General features: G+C 62.2%; 20 protein-coding genes. 9 read left to right on the top strand and 11 right to left on the bottom strand.

The annotated features are described in order from the left end of the window. The first annotated feature begins 133 nt into the window (after nucleotides 1-133). The gene (locus tag ASD44_RS03240) at nucleotides 134-388 is read left to right on the top strand and encodes a YjhX family toxin (RefSeq protein WP_056108725.1); all 255 of its coding nucleotides are present in this window, start codon (nucleotides 134-136) and stop codon (nucleotides 386-388) included. A gap of 41 nt (nucleotides 389-429) precedes the next feature. On the opposite strand, the gene ASD44_RS03235 is transcribed toward ASD44_RS03240, so the two are convergent. Both ASD44_RS03235 and ASD44_RS03230 read right to left on the bottom strand, forming a co-directional pair. Continuing rightward, nucleotides 430-861 carry a CBS domain-containing protein gene (locus tag ASD44_RS03235; protein WP_056108723.1) on the bottom strand — a complete coding sequence of 144 codons (432 nt, stop codon included), beginning with the start codon at nucleotides 859-861 and terminating at the stop codon, nucleotides 430-432. A gap of 103 nt (nucleotides 862-964) precedes the next feature. Beyond that, a complete protein-coding gene (locus ASD44_RS03230) occupies nucleotides 965-1,714 on the bottom strand; it encodes a rhomboid family intramembrane serine protease (protein WP_056115349.1) in 750 nt (249 codons plus the stop codon). Nucleotides 1,715-2,114: 400 nt separating this feature from the next. On the opposite strand from ASD44_RS03230, the gene ASD44_RS03225 reads away from it, so the two are divergent. The 3 genes from ASD44_RS03225 (at nucleotide 2,115) to ASD44_RS03215 (ending at nucleotide 4,644) form a co-directional block, all read left to right on the top strand. After that, on the top strand, nucleotides 2,115-2,756 hold the full coding sequence (locus ASD44_RS03225) for a PAS domain-containing protein (protein ID WP_056108720.1): 642 nt from the start codon (nucleotides 2,115-2,117) through the stop codon (nucleotides 2,754-2,756). Nucleotides 2,757-2,861: 105 nt separating this feature from the next. Next, nucleotides 2,862-3,479: a PilZ domain-containing protein gene (locus ASD44_RS03220; RefSeq protein ID WP_056108718.1), complete on the top strand. Its 618-nt coding sequence runs from the start codon at nucleotides 2,862-2,864 to the stop codon at nucleotides 3,477-3,479. A gap of 559 nt (nucleotides 3,480-4,038) precedes the next feature. After that, the gene (locus ASD44_RS03215; RefSeq protein WP_056108716.1) at nucleotides 4,039-4,644 is read left to right on the top strand and encodes a transglutaminase-like cysteine peptidase; all 606 of its coding nucleotides are present in this window, start codon (nucleotides 4,039-4,041) and stop codon (nucleotides 4,642-4,644) included. A 125-nt stretch (nucleotides 4,645-4,769) separates the two neighbouring features. On the opposite strand, the gene ASD44_RS03210 is transcribed toward ASD44_RS03215, so the two are convergent. Next, nucleotides 4,770-5,297 (bottom strand): gamma carbonic anhydrase family protein, encoded by a 528-nt coding sequence (locus tag ASD44_RS03210; RefSeq protein ID WP_056108713.1) that lies wholly within the window; start codon nucleotides 5,295-5,297, stop codon nucleotides 4,770-4,772. An 18-nt stretch (nucleotides 5,298-5,315) separates the two neighbouring features. After that, nucleotides 5,316-5,783, bottom strand: a complete 468-nt coding sequence (locus ASD44_RS03205; protein WP_310180934.1) for a hypothetical protein — start codon at nucleotides 5,781-5,783, stop codon at nucleotides 5,316-5,318. Here ASD44_RS03205 and ASD44_RS03200 point away from each other — a divergent pair. Further along, nucleotides 5,767-6,510 (top strand): hypothetical protein, encoded by a 744-nt coding sequence (locus tag ASD44_RS03200; protein ID WP_056108706.1) that lies wholly within the window; start codon nucleotides 5,767-5,769, stop codon nucleotides 6,508-6,510. The genes ASD44_RS03205 and ASD44_RS03200 overlap by 17 nt on opposite strands. Nucleotides 6,511-6,546: 36 nt before the next feature. On the opposite strand, the gene ASD44_RS03195 is transcribed toward ASD44_RS03200, so the two are convergent. Next, a complete protein-coding gene (locus ASD44_RS03195; RefSeq protein ID WP_056108691.1) occupies nucleotides 6,547-6,750 on the bottom strand; it encodes a DUF3126 family protein in 204 nt (67 codons plus the stop codon). 225 nt (nucleotides 6,751-6,975) lie between these two features. Continuing rightward, nucleotides 6,976-7,824 carry a serine O-acetyltransferase gene (cysE, locus tag ASD44_RS03190; protein ID WP_056108687.1) on the bottom strand — a complete coding sequence of 283 codons (849 nt, stop codon included), beginning with the start codon at nucleotides 7,822-7,824 and terminating at the stop codon, nucleotides 6,976-6,978. Nucleotides 7,825-8,051: 227 nt separating this feature from the next. Between cysE and ASD44_RS03185 the strand changes: the two genes are divergently transcribed. Beyond that, on the top strand, nucleotides 8,052-8,675 hold the full coding sequence (locus ASD44_RS03185; protein ID WP_156459756.1) for a hypothetical protein: 624 nt from the start codon (nucleotides 8,052-8,054) through the stop codon (nucleotides 8,673-8,675). Here the strand turns inward: ASD44_RS03185 and ASD44_RS03180 are convergent, their stop codons facing one another. The 3 genes from ASD44_RS03180 to ASD44_RS03170 are packed head-to-tail and all read right to left on the bottom strand — an operon-like array spanning nucleotide 8,676 to nucleotide 10,673. Beyond that, complete coding sequence (locus ASD44_RS03180) at nucleotides 8,676-9,443, bottom strand: alpha/beta hydrolase (protein ID WP_056108681.1); 768 nt, start codon at nucleotides 9,441-9,443, stop codon at nucleotides 8,676-8,678. 31 nt (nucleotides 9,444-9,474) lie between these two features. After that, nucleotides 9,475-10,059: a DUF192 domain-containing protein gene (locus tag ASD44_RS03175; protein WP_056108678.1), complete on the bottom strand. Its 585-nt coding sequence runs from the start codon at nucleotides 10,057-10,059 to the stop codon at nucleotides 9,475-9,477. Nucleotides 10,060-10,076: 17 nt separating this feature from the next. Beyond that, nucleotides 10,077-10,673 (bottom strand): cold-shock protein, encoded by a 597-nt coding sequence (locus ASD44_RS03170; RefSeq protein ID WP_056108675.1) that lies wholly within the window; start codon nucleotides 10,671-10,673, stop codon nucleotides 10,077-10,079. A gap of 208 nt (nucleotides 10,674-10,881) precedes the next feature. Between ASD44_RS03170 and gloA the strand changes: the two genes are divergently transcribed. Next, nucleotides 10,882-11,322 carry a lactoylglutathione lyase gene (gene gloA, locus ASD44_RS03165; RefSeq protein WP_056108672.1) on the top strand — a complete coding sequence of 147 codons (441 nt, stop codon included), beginning with the start codon at nucleotides 10,882-10,884 and terminating at the stop codon, nucleotides 11,320-11,322. Nucleotides 11,323-11,502: 180 nt separating this feature from the next. Here the strand turns inward: gloA and ASD44_RS03160 are convergent, their stop codons facing one another. Further along, nucleotides 11,503-12,045, bottom strand: a complete 543-nt coding sequence (locus ASD44_RS03160) for a DUF1697 domain-containing protein (protein WP_056108668.1) — start codon at nucleotides 12,043-12,045, stop codon at nucleotides 11,503-11,505. Nucleotides 12,046-12,052: 7 nt separating this feature from the next. Further along, complete coding sequence (ilvA, locus tag ASD44_RS03155) at nucleotides 12,053-13,309, bottom strand: threonine ammonia-lyase IlvA (RefSeq protein WP_056108665.1); 1,257 nt, start codon at nucleotides 13,307-13,309, stop codon at nucleotides 12,053-12,055. A gap of 212 nt (nucleotides 13,310-13,521) precedes the next feature. Here ilvA and ASD44_RS03150 point away from each other — a divergent pair, with 212 nt between their 5' ends. Then, a complete protein-coding gene (locus ASD44_RS03150) occupies nucleotides 13,522-14,604 on the top strand; it encodes an alpha/beta hydrolase (protein WP_156459755.1) in 1,083 nt (360 codons plus the stop codon). 135 nt (nucleotides 14,605-14,739) lie between these two features. Then, nucleotides 14,740-15,870, top strand: coding sequence for an alpha/beta hydrolase (locus ASD44_RS03145; protein WP_056115346.1), 1,131 nt, complete (start codon nucleotides 14,740-14,742; stop codon nucleotides 15,868-15,870). Nucleotides 15,871-15,917: the final 47 nt, after the last annotated feature.

Here is a 15,917-nt window from a genome sequence, read left to right as displayed (position 1 = left end):
TCCACTTACGCTCAGTCCCGGTGAAGCCCTGACCTCGCAGGAGGCAGGGCAGAAAACCTGAACCGCCGTGCCGCGACGTCTCGCGGCTGCGGCTTTTCGTTTTGGCGTCTCGCCAGGTTTTCCGGGAATTCACATGGACATCTCGCGCACAGAACAGCGCATCCTGCATATGCTGGCCCAGGGCGGCCGCATCGAAATCGAAAAGAACGACAAGAAGATCGAGGCGGTCAGATGCCTGACGCGCGACGGCTGGCACTATGCAGGCCTGGACCTCGGTCTGTTCAGAAAGCTCAAGCGGAAGAAGGCCGTGGCCTCTTCCGCAGGCGGGCCGTATCGCATCACCCGCCGCGGGCTGGAACTCGTCCGTTCCGAACTAGACAACAGATAGGACATGGGTCGCGGTTTCGGCCGCGACCCCAACCCACCTATCTAGGCGGTGGCGATATAGGCCTTGATCTCCTCGGCTTCGCGTTCGACATCCTCGATGCGGCGCTTGACCACGTCGCCAATGGAGACGATGCCGTCGAGCAGTCCGTTCTTTTCCACCGGCAAATGGCGGAAACGGGCTGCCGTCATGATCTCCATGACCTCGTTGACCGTATGGTTCTCGTTGCAGATCTTGACCTTCGGCGTCATCGCCGAGCGCACCGGCATGTTCAGCGCGGCGGCCCCTTCCCGCGCCAGGACACGCACGATGTCGCGTTCCGACAGGATGCCCACGATCTTGCGGTCGCCATTGGTGACCACCAGGGCGCCTATGCGCTTTTCAGCCAGGATGTTGATCGCTTCGGCAAGGCCGTCATTCGGCCCGAGCGTAAACACGTCATGGCCTTTTGCTTCCAGAATCGCCTTAACAGTCATCGGGGTCCTCCTCAGCCTACAGTGGGTTCGCCGCGTTCACATTCAGGTGAACATGGTGCGCTCCGATTGGTTGCATTTCAAGAGTTGGAGCGGGCCGGCGACCCTAACTGAGATTACCGCCATCTTGGCGAGGTGGCATCCGGTCGAAGAACCGGAGCCCGAGAAAGCCCGCGAGAAAGCCGCCGATATGCGCCTCCCAGGCAATCTGGTCGTCGGCGCCCGGCACCACCCCGATCAGTCCGGTCACCAGATTGATGACCATCCAGACGGCCAGGAAGGTCAGCACGCCACGTGAGCGGAACACCGCGGAAAACGGCAGCGGCGGGCCGCCAAAGGCCGACTTTCCTGAAGACCGGTCGATGCGGAAGGCAAACCGGGCGGCGGCCCCCATCATGCCGGATATCGCCCCGGAAGCGCCGACCAGCGGCGCCTGCGTCAGCGGATGGATGGCCCAGAAAAAGAAAGCCGCCGCCAGGCCGGTAGCGGCGAAGAACAGGGCAAAGCGCAAGGCCCCGATCCGGTTCGCCAGCGGTGAACCGAACGCCGCCAGCCACACCATGTTGATGGCCAGATGCATGAAGCCGCCATGCAGGAAGGTATAGGTAAACGGGCTCGAAAATGCATAGAACTCGGTATCGTACTGGCCCGAGTAGCGGACCGGGATGAAGGCGGCGCGAACCAGCAGTTCGAAGTCCTGCTCGTCCGTCAGGACATAGGTCCGCAGCACATGCACCCCCGCGCACAGGGCAATGATAGCCAGCACGATCCTCGGCAGGTTGAAGACCGGTTCACGGCGGGGCTCCGCTTCCGGCTCGATCGGCCCGTTTTCCGCCGGAGTTTCCGTGTCGCTCATGTCGATCCTTGCCAGCATTCGATGGCGAGCATGTAGGCCAGCCGGGCCGGAATCACAAACCAATCACAAACCGCGAATCGGATGGCCGAATCGCGGCCAAAAAAGAAGCCGTCCAAGGTTTCCCTTGAACGGCTGGTCGAGCCCCTTGCTCCCCTGCAAGCTCTTGACTGAAGTCACCGTACCGGGCGGAACGGCGAAAAACTGGAGTGATTTCAACGTCCCATAAGCGTGGGTCCAATGCAACGTAAACCATCTGTTAACCTTAACCGCCCCGAGCCGTGAACAAGAGTTAACGGTGCTGGCATGCATCCTGCTCCGCATCGCATGTAGTTCCACGGAGGGCGTCCTTCTGTTCACCGATGGGACATCAGACAGCAGGATCGCGCGGAGCGGACACAGAATGAACCTGAACGGATCGACCGCACTGTTCCATTATTGGAATCAGCTGCGTGACGGGCGGCGAGCCCCGAAACGGACCGAGATCGAGCCGGCAGACATCAAGAATCTGCTGGCCGACACCTTCATCCTGGAAAAGGACACGCGCGGAGAAGCCGTGTTCCGGCTTGCCGGCACGCGCCTTTGCGCGATCTACGGGCGCGAGTTGAAGGGCTTCTCCTTCCCTTCCCTGTGGCGGGAAAAGGACCAGCGGCTGGTGTCGCGGCTGATGGACGGCGTCTTCCAGTCCTCGGTTGTGCTCATCACTTATGAAGGCTTCAGCCGTTCGGGCCGCTCCAACAGGTTCGAGCTGCTCGCTCTGCCGCTGGACGGTGGAGCCCAGCATCCACGCGGCCTTGGCGTGATAACCCCGGAAGACAAGCCTTTCTGGCTGGGTTCGGACCCAATCACCGACGCGCTGATCGAATCCGTGCGCATCATCGACCCGGACAAGGAGCCTCTCTACCTCAAGAACCGGCCAGCCATTCCGGTGCCCTCGCTGGCGCCGAACGAACTCGGTGAAAATCACATGGCGCCCGAGTACGGGCAAGCTCGCCGGATCCGCCATCTCGTCGTCTTCGACGGTGGCCGCGACACGCAGGATTGACGCGCAATCCGACGCTCCGTTTTCTCTGTTTGTTAACCTGTTTGGCGATAGTTTGATCGGAATCCTCGCAGCGGCGCAGGATGGCAAACGGGGTGTGAAGCAATCATGAGGTCAGCGGCGGTCGAATATTCGCCGTCCGGGGCTGAAAGGCGTAGCTTTCAGCGTGTTCGCGTCAAGATTTATGGACGCTTCATGCTGGAGGACCGTAGCGAGCACCCGTGCCAGGTGATCGACATGTCGCCCGGCAACGTCGCTTTCCGCACCGACCGCATCGGCCAGCCCGGCGAACGGGTCATCGCCTATATCGATCACATCGGCCGCATCGAGGGCGTCGTCACGCGCACGCTCGAAGACGGCTTCGCCATGACGGTCATCGCCTCCGAGCGCAAGAAGGACAAGCTCGCCGCGCAGCTGACCTGGCTTGCCAACAAGCACGAACTCGACCTGCCGGAAGACCGCCGCCACGAGCGCGTCGCGCCGCGCAACCCGATGAGCGTCCTGCACCTCACCGATGGTCGCCAGTATCAGTGCCGCATCATCGACCTGTCCCTTTCGGGCGCGGCCATAGAGATCGACGTCAAGCCGGCGATCGGCGTGCAGGTCGTGCTCGGCACGATGCGCGGCCAGGTGGTGCGCCACTTCGAAGACGGCATCGCCATCGAATTCGCCGTCATCCAGCACGCCGAAACGCTCGACACCGAATTCAGCGGCTCGGCAGACTGACGCGGACGGGCCGGCGTCAACCGGCCCCGCCACCTCAGATGCCTCCCTACCCTTACCTGTCGATGTTGCGGGCGCGAGATCACGCTCAGGCCGTTTCAACCCTATAGAAACCGGTGCCCGCGCAAGGAACGCAGCGCAGGCTTTGACCCGGACACTTCTGCTGGGTCGTTCCGGAAGGGCAGCATTTGCCCTCCGTCGCCTCCCATTCGCGGCACTTGAAGACGATGCCGACGCCGTTGCAATGCGGACATTCGCTCTTGCGTATTTCCCCCATATCGCCCCGTTCCCGGTGCGGCCGTCTGCCGACAGCGTACCGAACAAACCCCGGCATGGCCCGATGCCATGCATTTCCCCAGGTCACTTTTGACCAGGCAGGCAGGCATTGCAACGGTTATGGGCGGATCGATAAAATTTTAGGAAAATTCTATTCTTATTTTATTATTGTTTGTTTTGATATTTATATTAAATCTCTTGTGTTTTTACTCAATATCTACTGCGCGCTTTTGCTTCAAATAAATTCAGCCGTGTCATTGTCTCTCTCAAACGGGGAGACAAGAAAATGCGGAAGTCGAGGGGCGCGCTGTTGCTGCTTGCAATGGCACTACAGTTTTGCGGGTGGGGATCCGCGAATGCCGGGGCAAACTTCATGCACACCGCCGGCCGCACCACGCAGCCGGTCGGTCATTACGAATTCTGCCAGATGCAGCCGCAGGAATGCCGGCAGATCACGGCGCGGCGGCAGCCGATCGAGCTGACCCGCACGCTCTGGGCCACCATCATCAACGTCAACAACGCCGTGAACGCCAAGGTCCAGCCGCGCACCGACATGGAGATGTGGGGCAAGGAAGAAGTCTGGTCCTATCCTGACGGCGGCGTCGGCGACTGTGAAGACTACGCCTTGGAAAAGCGGCGCGAGCTGATGCAGGCGGGCATTCCGGCCGGCGACCTGCTGATGACGGTGGCGCGCCAGCCGAATGGCGACGGCCATGCCGTACTGACGGTCCGCACCAGCCTCGGCGAGTTCATCCTCGACAATCTGGAACCCCGCGTCCTCGCCTGGACCGATACCGATTACACCTATCTCAAGCGCCAGTCGGAACGGAATTCCGGCGCCTGGATCAGCATCAATGACGGCCGCGCCGACGCGGTCGCCAGCGTCCGCTAGGACGCAACGGAAAACCCGGTCGAGTCCCCACCCTCCCCGTCCCCAACGACCGGGTCAAGGAGCCGGCCCCTGTCCCCGGGCCGGCTCCGCCTTTTCTGGCGGAAGCCAGCGTCTCGCGGCAGCGTTCAGGCTGCGGTCATGCCGGCCTTGAAGCGCCGACCGTTCTCGACATAGTTCGCCGCGGATCTGCGCATCCGCTCCGCCGCGGCATCATCGAGCGCGCGGGTGACGCGGGCCGGCGAACCGACGATCAGCGAATTGTCCGGGAATTCCTTGCCTTCGGTGATGAGCGCGCCGGCGCCGACCAGGCAGTTTTTGCCGATCTTCGCGCCGTTGAGCACGATGGCGCCCATGCCGATCAGCGTGTTGTCGCCTATCGTGCAGCCGTGCAGCATCGCCCGGTGGCCAATGGTGCAGCCTTTGCCGATCGTCAGCGGGAAACCCATGTCGGTGTGCATGATGGTGTGCTCCTGGACATTGCTGTCATCGCCGATGACGATCGGCTCGTTGTCGCCGCGAAGCACCACGCCAAACCAGAGGCCGACATTGCGGCCGATCTCAACGCTGCCGATCACGGTGGCGTCCGGCGCTATCCAGTTGGTGTCGCGGTCCGAAAAACGGGGAGTCTTCCCGTCAAGCGCATAAATCGGCATTTTTTCTCCCAAAAACGTCTAGAAATCGAGGATCGGCATGGCGGCCGTATGCTCGGCCAAACCGGACACGGCGCCAATCAGCGTCACTCCGAGCGCAAGCGCCCACAAGCAAGCCGAGCCGGCACAGGAAGCCAAGGCCATACCAGTTATATGCCGCTGCCGGTAGGCCGCCAGGGCCTCGTTGAAGAGCATGAACGGCCCGGCAAACGCCGCCAGGGCAAGCGAGCGGACGACATGCGAACCGGACATGAACGGCTCCGCGAAAGCCAGGCGCCGGCCGAATACGAGTTCCAAGGCTGAGCAGAGCAGGCCGCTCGCGGTCAAACCGACCAGAAATGCGAAAAGCCCAGGCACAAATCCATCCATTTTTACCAACTGTTTACCATGAAACCGCACTGTCCGTTTCAGCAAACGTGCAAGCAACATGCCGGCATTTTGTGCCAGAGCGGGACATTTGGGAACGAAGGCCATGGGCAGCACGGTCACGGCAGAAACCCCGGACCTCAAGGTCGTCAACTCGTCGCTGATGATGAAGGTCTTCTACTGCTTCGCGGCGTTGGCGGCACTGTCGATTGCGATCAGCATGGCGGGCAAATGGTTCGGCCATGCCATCGCCATGGCGGGTTATACGGACGACACCACGGTGCGCGAAATCGTCATCGGTAACAATGTTATCGCCGTCCCGTCCAACTACATCCGGTTCGAACAGGCGCGCCGCGACGGTGTCGCCCAGCGCCTCGACCTCTATCTGCGCTATCCGCAGATGGACGGTTACAGCGCCGCCGCGCGCAACGATTTCAACAATGCAGGGGCAAAGAAGCGTATCGTCTTCCTGTCGTTCGAGGAACGGGCCATGTCACGCGACATGAGCGGCCGGTTCGCGCCGATCTACAGTTCGCTGATTGTGAAGCCGGGCAAGCCCGGCCCTGGCCGGACGACGCTCTACAGTTTCAACGACAAGTCAGGCTATATGAATGAAATGCTGGCGGTCGCGGAGCGCGCAGGTAAGGATCCGTTCGTGGCGCGGTGCTTCACGGGGCCGAGCGCCGAAGAATCGCTGGCGCCATGCGAGCGTGACATTCAGGTCGGCGACAATCTCAGCCTCAGCTATCGCTTTCCGGCCGAATTCCTCGGCGACTGGCAGGCACTTGAAACCGCGATGAGCGCCGAGGCGGCGCGCATACTCAAAACCGGAAACGGCGCGAAAAAGTAGCGCGGCAGCGGTACGGAACCGGCCGCACGGATCGTCTCAATCCAGATCGATGTCGAGAATCGCCATCGAGAAGTTGTAGTCGCCGTCGTCCTCGTCCTTGAAGACGAGGCCTAGAAATTCGTCGCCCAGGTAAACCTCGGCCGAATCGTCCTTGCGCGGGCGCGCCTTGACCTGCAGGCTGGGATTCTGGAAGGCGCGCTTGAAATAGGCGTCGAGCTTGCGGATTTCTTCAGGCTTCAACAGTTCTCTCCGGTCGTTTGGCTTGCCAGCGCTGAGGCGCCTGCTTGCGTGGAGGCGCTTCTGGCACGCGAAGGATGGCCATGTAAAGGCAAGCCACGCGGTTCCCGCCGGAATGCCAGTCGTCACCGTGACGTGACGTGCTCGAAACAGAACACTTTACGCTACGCGTCTTGCCCGGCGCGACGCCCCGTCCCAGCGAAGCCCGAAACCCGCGCGGGCAAGCACTCAGATATCGAACGAGACGACGTGATCCATCGTCTGCGACGGCAGAAGCTGGTCCATCTGCCGCGCCGGCTGCTCGCAGCCGCTCTCCCCCACAACCCTTGCCGGCACGCCCGCCACGGTCTTGTTGCTGGGGACTGCCGACAGCACCACCGAACCGGCGGCGATTTTCGAGCAATGCCCGATCTCGATATTGCCGAGGATCTTGGCGCCGGCGCCGATCAGTACACCGTAGCGAATCTTCGGATGTCGGTCGCCGCCGGCCTTGCCGGTGCCGCCCAGGGTCACCCCGTGCAGGATGGAGACATTGTCCTCGATGACCGCCGTCTGGCCAACGACAAGGCCGGTGGCGTGATCGAGGAAGATGCCCTTGCCAACGCGCGCCGCCGGGTTGATGTCCGTCTGGAAGATCGAGGAGGAACGGCTCTGCAGATAAAGCGCGAAATCCTGCCGGCCATGGTTCCACAGCCAATGCGCCAGACGATGCGTCTGGATGGCATGGAACCCCTTGAAATAGAGGACCGGCATGATGAAACGGTCGCAAGCAGGATCACGGTCATAATAGGCCTGGATATCGACGCGCAGCACGCTCGACCATTCTGGCCAGTCGGCCAGCATGGCCTTGAACGTCTGGCGAATGAGGTCGGCGCCAACATCCTGATGCGCAAGCCGCTCGGCCAACCGGTGGATGACGGCTTCTTCAAGATTTTCCTGATTGAGGATGGTCGAATAAAGAAACGCCGCCAGCAACGGATCGCGATCGACTGCCTCCATTGCCTCATCGCGGATCGACCGCCAGATCGGGTCTACCGGTTTCAAAACACTGTTGCGAGCAATACTTATGCTGTTCATCGCCTGCTCCGCCGGACGGCTTGCCTTGGGTGAGTGTTCATATAAGCCAGATTGTCGCATGGGGGAATTCAATTTTCCTTAGCGTCCCCTCAAATGGACCCAGCACCCGATGTTTCAATCCGGCATGGAAAACGAAATCTTGAACGTGACATAAGGCGACGCTGTGACGACCATGATGCTCGGCCTGCCGGGACGCCTCATGGCTGAACCGGAATCGCGATTGGGGAATTGAGATGCCGCTTGTCGACGAGGGAATGCGTCGGGAGCTCGCCGCTCGCTACAGCGGCGGGGACAGGCACTATCACGGTCTCCGACATGTCGAAGCGCTGCTCGATCTGGCGCAGGAATACCGGGCGCTGCTCGCCGACCCGGAAGCTGTGGAAACCGCTATCTGGTTCCATGACGCAGTTTATGACAGCAAGGCGAAGGACAACGAGGCCCAAAGTGCTGCGCTTGCCAGGGAAAAGCTGGCCGGCAAGGTCGAAGGCTGGCGGCTCGAGCGCATCGTGGCGATGATCGAGGCGACCGCCACGCACGCCCTGCCCGACCTGACAGATGAAACGGCGCAGCGCGACGCGGCGCTTTTTCTCGACATGGACCTGTCGATCCTTGGGGCCTCACCGGAAGCATTCGAAACCTACGAACAAGGCGTCCGGAAGGAATATGCCTGGGTTCCGGAACCGGCATGGATCGCAGGCCGCGGGGCCGTGCTGCAAAACTTCCTGGCGCGGCCAGCCATTTTCCACACGCAGGAATTCCGCGACAGGTTTGAAGCGCAGGCGCGGGAGAATATGGCCCGGTCGCTCGCGCGGCTCATGCCTGACCCTCCCTTTGAGGGGCGGCAAACATAGCTAGAGGGGATTATCGGCGTAAAACTGCAGCACGCGCTGCTTGAACGTCTTGTCGCCGACGGACAGCATATGGTCGCGGCCCTCAATGTCGAAGGCGACGCCCTTCGGCATCAGCGCCGCCAGTTCAGCCGGCGAGCCGGCGATGTCGTCCTTTGTGCCGACGGCAATCAGCGTCGGCTGCGCGATGCGGGACATCTCGTCTTCGCTGAGCAGGTCGCGCGAGCCGATGATGCAGGCGGCGAGAGCGCGCCGGTCGCTCCTGGTCTGGTCGGCGAAGGCGCGGAAGGTGCGCCCCCGCTCATGCGTGATCTGGGCAGCGTCCGGCGCCAGCAGGGCGTCGGCGATCGGGTCCCAGTCGCCGACGCCGTCGACCATGCCGATGCCCAGGCCGCCAAACACCAGCGTCGCCACCTTGTCGGGGTTCGCCAGCGCCAGGAAGGCCGAGATGCGCGCGCCCATCGAATAACCCATGACATGCGCCCTGCCGATGCCCAGATGATCGAGCAGCGCGGCGGCGTCGGAGGCCATTTTCGCCGGCGTATAATCGTTGGCCTCATAGCTCTTTGACGAGGAACCGTGGCCGCGATTGTCGATCGCAATGACGCGGCAGCCTGCATCGTTCAGTGTCTTGAACCAGCCGGGCGACACCCAGTTGACGTAGTGGCTGGAGGCAAAACCGTGAATCAGCAGAACCGGATCGCCGCTGCCCGAGGCCGGTTCGCGGTCGAGAAACGCCAGGTCGAAACCGTCATGGGAGAAGAACTGCATGGCCGGTCTCTAAACCCGCTTTTTCCAGCGTTCAACCACCCTTGCCAGACTTCCCGGAGGAAAGGCCGTCCAGGGCCGGCTTTTCCGACGGCCTCGGCATGGAACCCGCCGCGGCGCCAATGGCCGGATGCCGGACGAGATCGCCATCCTCTATGCCCTGGCGGGCGGCGGTGCCCGCCTTGAGTTCAAGCACGAAGCGCACCGGCTCGTCCGGTGCGATGACCGCTTCGGATTGCGGCTCGCCTTTTTTGATGGCGCGTATCCTGCCGTCCTCGGCAATGAAGACCAGATCGAGCGGCATCGGCGTGTTCTTCATCCAGAAACTGACCGCCTGCGTGTGATCGTACACGAACAGCATGCCGTGATCGTCCGCCATGGTCTCGCGATACATCAGCCCGGCGGAGCGTTCGGCCACGTCATCGGCGATCTCGATGGTGAATTTGCGTTCGCCGCCATCCGTCACGGCGACGAGCGGCGCGGGATCGACCGGGAGCAGCATCGCCATGCCGTCGGCCGCGCTCGGGCGATCCGAATAAAGGTAGGCTCCAATGGCAAGGCCAACGACAGCAACGGCCGCACACAGCGTGCCGGCAGCGAACCAACTCTTCTGAGCCATGACGGTACCTCGCGCGGTCAGTGAGCGACCGGCAAGGTCCCCATATCGGGGTGAATTTCGGCGGCCATAAGGCCTTTGTCACCGCGCCCGAAGCGCACCAGCACGACCTGGCCGGGGCGCAGTTCGGTTACGCCATAGCGGCGCAGTGTTTCCATATGGACGAAAATGTCCTCCGTGCCCTCGCCGCGCGACAGGAAACCGAAGCCCTTGGTGCGGTTGAACCACTTGACCAGCGCCCGTTCCAGACCGCTTTCCGGCGTTACGCTGACATGGGTGCGCTGCTCCTGCATCTCGGCGGGATGGACAGCCGTGGAGATATCCATCGACAGGACGCGGAAGGCCTGAAGACCGCGATCGCCCTGTTTCACCAGGCACACGACCCTGGCGCCCTCGAGCGCGGTCTGGAAACCGTCGCGCCGCAGGCAGGTCACATGCAGGAGTATGTCGCCGGAAACACCGTCATCGGGAAGAATGAAGCCGTAGCCCTTGGCCACGTCGAACCACTTTATCGCCCCGGAAACCTCGACCAGATCGGCAGAGTCGCCGGCTTCGTCGCGATTCACGCCTTCGCCAGCGGGCGAATTCCGCCCCACGAAAGAGGCCTTTTCCCCCATAAGAATGCCTCCTTCCCCAAAAACGCCGCAGGTGATTCTTTACATGAGATTAACACTGCGGCTTCCGGGGTGTGCAAGACCTGACGTGCCTTTTTTCGCAACTGATCCCAGGAATAGTCGAAATGTTCTTCGCCGGCCCGGATCGCGGTTTGCGCCGGTTGCCGCGCCGGCCGCGTCACCCTATGTTTTGCTGCAACCGGAGATTCAAATGCGCTATCTGCACACCATGGTCCGCGTCGCCGACATTGACCAGTCGCTCGATTTCTACTGCACCAAGCTCGGCCTCAAGGAAGTGCGCCGGTTCGAAAACGAACAGGGCCGCTTCACGCTGATCTTCCTTGCCGCTCCCGAAGACGAACATGCCGGCATCACCGAAAAGGCGCCATTGGTGGAGCTCACCTACAATTGGGATCCGGAAGACTACAAGGGCGGCCGCAATTTCGGCCACCTCGCCTATGAGGTCGACGACATCTACGCCACCTGCCAGCGGCTGATGGACAATGGCGTGACAATCAACCGGCCGCCGCGCGACGGCAACATGGCCTTCGTACGGTCGCCCGACGGCATTTCCATCGAACTGCTGCAGAAAGGCCCGGCCAAGGAAAAGGCCGAACCGTGGGCTTCGATGGCGAATACCGGGAACTGGTGAGGCCATCTTTTGCCGTCTCCCCTTGTGGGAGAAGGTGGCCGAGCCAAGCGGAGCGCAGGCGAGGTCGGATGAGGGGTGACCCGGCTTAGAACCGTCTGCATTCCGTCCAACACCCCCTCATCCGTCTCGGCGCTGCGCACCGATCCACCTTCTCCCACAAGGGGAGAAGGCAAAGGAGTGCTACTCCATCATTCCCTTCAGCGTGAGAACCGTGCGCCAGTTGCGGGCGGTCACCGGCACCTTGAGGACCCTCGGAAGCAGATTGGCGAAAACGGATTTGCCCACTCCGTCCGGGGCGTGAAGATAGAGCACGTCGCCCTTCACTTCGAAGCGCTCCGGACCGGCGCACTTTTCAGCAAGCGGTTCGATTTCCGAGGCGGTCGGTTCACGCTCCAGCACATAGGCGTGCAGCTTCTTGTGATCCCCGGCTTCCTCGGGGTACGGCTTTTGCCGCACCAGATCCGCCAGCCATTGTGCATCGCGCACCATGATGCGCGAATGAAAACCCCAGCGCTTCTCGAACGCCGCTTCCAGTTGCTTGGCCAACGCTGCAGCGTCCTTGCCGGCGGCGCGGAACACGACATTGCCACTCTGGATGTAGGTCGCAACGCGGGTGAAGCCCAGCTCTTCGAAGAAGGCGCGCAGGTCGGCCATCTTCACGATGCGGTTGCCGCCGACATTGATGCCGGAAAACAGGGCGACGAAGACGGTTTCCCTGCTCATCCTGCCGTCACACAATCAAGCCGGAAAGCGTCTCGTTCTCGGTGATGTCCTGGTACTGCACGCCGTTGGCGGCGAAATTGGCAGTCAGGAGATCGAAATTGCGGCGTTGCTTGGTTTCGATACCGATCAGCACCGAGCCGAAATTGCGCGCCGATTTCTTCAGATACTCGAAGCGGGCGATGTCGTCCTCCGGGCCGAGCATTTCGAGGAAGTCGCGCAGCGCGCCGGGACGTTGCGGGAAGCGGATGACGAAATACTTCTTCAATCCCTCAAAGCGCAGCGCCCGCTCCTTCACATCCGGCAGCCGTTCGAAGTCGAAATTGCCGCCCGAGACCAGCGCGACGATGGTCTTGCCTTTCAGCTCCTTGCGCGAAAAATCCTTGAGCGCGTCGATGGCCAGTGCGCCGGCGGGCTCCAGCACCACGCCTTCGACGTTGAGCATCTCGATGATCGTGGCGCAGATCCGGTTTTCCGGCACCAGCCGCACCGTCTCGGGGTCGAAATCCTTGAGATAGCGGAACGGTTCGCGGCCGATCTCGGCGACGGCGGCGCCATCGACGAAATTGTCGACCTTCGGCAGCTTCATGCGCTTGCCGGCGATCAGGCTCTGCTTCAGGCTCGGCGCGCCGGATGGTTCGCAGAAGACGAAACGGGTCGTCCGGCCCTCCTCGGCGAAATAGCGGGTGACGCCGGCCGCCAGACCGCCGCCGCCGATCGGCAGGACAACCATGTCCGGGCCGCGCTCGCCCGCCATCTGTCCGGCGATTTCCATGGCGATGGTCGCCTGCCCCTCGATGATGTCCTTGTGATCGAAGGGCGGCACCATATGGGCGCCGCTATCGCGGGTGAAATCGAGAGCGGCCCGGTAGCAGTCGTCGAAAAAGTCGCCCACCAGCCTGATTTCGACGAACTCGCCGCCGAACAGCGTCGTCTTGTCGATCTTCTGCTGCGGCGTCGTCACCGGCATGAAGACGACGCCCTTCTTGCCGAAATGGCGGCAGACATAGGCGAAGCCCTGCGCGTGGTTGCCGGCCGAGGCACAGACGAAAAGCTCGGCCTTGTTGCCCGCCGCCAGTGTCTTGCGGAAGAAATTGAAGGCACCGCGCAGCTTGTAGGAACGCACCGGGGTCAGGTCTTCGCGCTTCAGCAGGATGCGCGCGCCGAACTTGCGCGACAGATACGCATTCTCCTGCAACGGCGTTTCCGGAAAAATCTCGCGCATGGCCGCCGCGGCGCTGGAAACCCTGTCGGCAAAGCTGGTCATGGCGTTCGAATCCCGATGCGGACGCTTTGGCGTCCTGAAAATCTGTTCCTGCCGCCATTTTGGCTTTCGCGCAACAGTGACGTGGCTGCGGCAGTCCCGGAACCGGCTTAGAAGCGCCGACGACTTACTTCCGCCGCACTTCGCCTGTCCGGAGACCTCATGGGAAAATCGAGGGCGGGTTGCCGACCGAAGTCGGCTGGAGTGGATTGAGCGTGTTTTCGAGAATTTTGATTTCCGTCGGCCTCGCCTTGCTCGTGGCAGGCTGCGGCGGCCGCAAGACCGAAGAACTTCTGGGCAGCGCCATGGTCACCGCGTCGGTCGCGGAGATTTCCGGCAACCACAGCATCTTCATCGCGACGACGCGCCAGCGCTCCAGCGACCCGACCAAGGTGTTCGACGGCGAACGCTCCGCCACGCTCAATTACGCCCGCGTCAACGTCACCGTGCCCAAGTCGCATGAAGTCGGCAAGATCGAGCGCAAGCGGCGGGGCGCCTCCGACGATCCGTCGAAATATTTCATGGCTTCGCAGGCTGTCGGTTTCGACACGGCGCCGAAATTCCAGGAAGCGCTGAACACCGACGTGGCGGCGCGCGGCGGCCGCGTCGTCGTCTTCGTCCATGGCTACAACACATCCTTCGACAGCGCCGTCTATCGGCTGACGCAGATCACGCACGACGCAAATTATCCCGGCACGCCGGTGCTATTCTCCTGGGCCTCTGGCGGCAAGACGACCGACTATGTCTACGACAAGGAAAGCGCCAGCGCGGCGCGCGACCAGCTCGAAGTGACCTTGCGCCTGCTGGCGCAGTCGGGCGCGCGGCGGATCGACATCGTCGCCCATTCGATGGGCACGTGGGTGACGATGGAGACGCTGCGCCAGCTCGCCATCACCGGCGACCGCGACCTCGGCGGCAAGCTGGGCGACGTGGTGCTGGCCTCGCCTGACATCGATGTCGATGTGTTCAAGAGCCAGATGCGCCGCTACGGCAAGCCGACGACACCCTTCATCCTGCTGCTTTCCGGCGACGACCGCGCCTTGCAGCTCTCCGGCTGGCTGGCCGGTTCGCGGCCGCGCGTCGGCGACTACAAGAATGCCGCCGATCTGGCTGAGTATGGCGTCAACGTGATCGATCTCTCGGATGCCAAGGGAGCCGACAGGCTCAACCACACCAAATTCGCCAACAATCCGCAGTTGATCGGTCTTCTCGGTCAGCGGCTGCGCGAGGATGACGGCTTCGCCAGCGACCGCGACATCACCGATCGCATCCGGCAGGCGACGGGCGGTATCATGTAGAACTGCCGCGCCGCGGCGGTTCCGGCTGGACCTCGAACGGTTCTGGCTTTATTCGACATAAACCCGGATGCCGAGCGAGGCGTCCCTTTCAGGAGCGATACAGTGCGCTGGAAGGCTTTGGCCATAGCCGCCGCCATGGCGCTTCTGACCGCTTGCGCCGGACAGAACACGCACGACCTGCTCAACAGGACCGCGATAGACGTGCCTGCTTCCGAGATAGCGGGCTCCCATGAGATCTTCGTCGCCACCACCCGCAAGCAGGCACAGGCCGATCCGCGCCAGGTGTTCAGCGGCGATCGCTCGCTGACCACGACCTTCGCCAAGGTCGACATGACCGTGCCGAAAGTCCATCAGGTCGGCAATATCGAACGCGCCAAGGGTTCGGCGCCCAGCGATCCGGCCAAGAATTTCGCGGCGTCGCGCGTGTCCTTCTACGAAAGCGGACCGCAATTCACCAAGGCGGTCGATGCCGACGTGGCGGAACGGGGCGACCGTATCCTGGTCTTCGTCCACGGATTCAACAACGGTTTCGACGACGGCATCTACCGCGTGACGCAGATCGCGCACGACACGGGCTATTCCGGCACGCCGGTGCTGTTCTCCTGGGCTTCGGCCGGCAAGACCACCGGCTATATCTATGACAAGGAAAGCGCCAACGCGGCGCGCGACGATCTCGAAGCGACGCTCAAGATGCTGGCGAAGACGCGCGCCAAGAGCATCGACATCATCGCCCACTCGATGGGCACATGGGTGACGATGGAGGCGCTGCGGCAACTGGCCATCGAAGGCAACCGCGATCTTGACGACAAGCTCGGCTACGTCATCCTCGCCTCGCCCGACATCGACGTCGATGTCTTCAAGAAGCAGATGATGCGCTACGGAAAGCCGGACAAGCCTTTCGCCATCCTGCTTTCCGGCGACGACAGGGCCTTGCGGCTTTCCAGTTTCATTTCCGGTTCAAAGCCGCGCGTCGGCGACTATGGCGACGCCGCCGATCTCGCCAGCTACGGCGTCGTGGTGGCCGACCTCACCAAAACCAAGGGCAACGACCGGCTGAACCACGCCAAGTTCGCCGACAACCCTGTTCTGGTGGAATTGCTCGGAAAACAACTCCGCACGCCCGCCGCGCTTGCGGATCCCGCGGCCGATCCGGGACAACCCATCAACGACCTCGGGCAAGGCGTCGGCCAGGCGGTCGGCTCGGTGGCTGAAATCATCATCACGACGCCGTTCAAGGTGCTGAGCATCGCGACTGGTGGGCGGTAGGAAGACCGGCAGTCGGCAATGGGCAGTCGGCAGTCGGGGAATGAAGA

The sequence above is a fragment of the Mesorhizobium sp. Root554 genome, from assembly GCF_001427025.1.
Classification (GTDB): domain Bacteria; phylum Pseudomonadota; class Alphaproteobacteria; order Rhizobiales; family Rhizobiaceae; genus Mesorhizobium.
The sequence above is the reverse complement of the archived record's forward strand: the minus strand, read 5'-3'. Positions and strand labels throughout refer to the sequence as shown.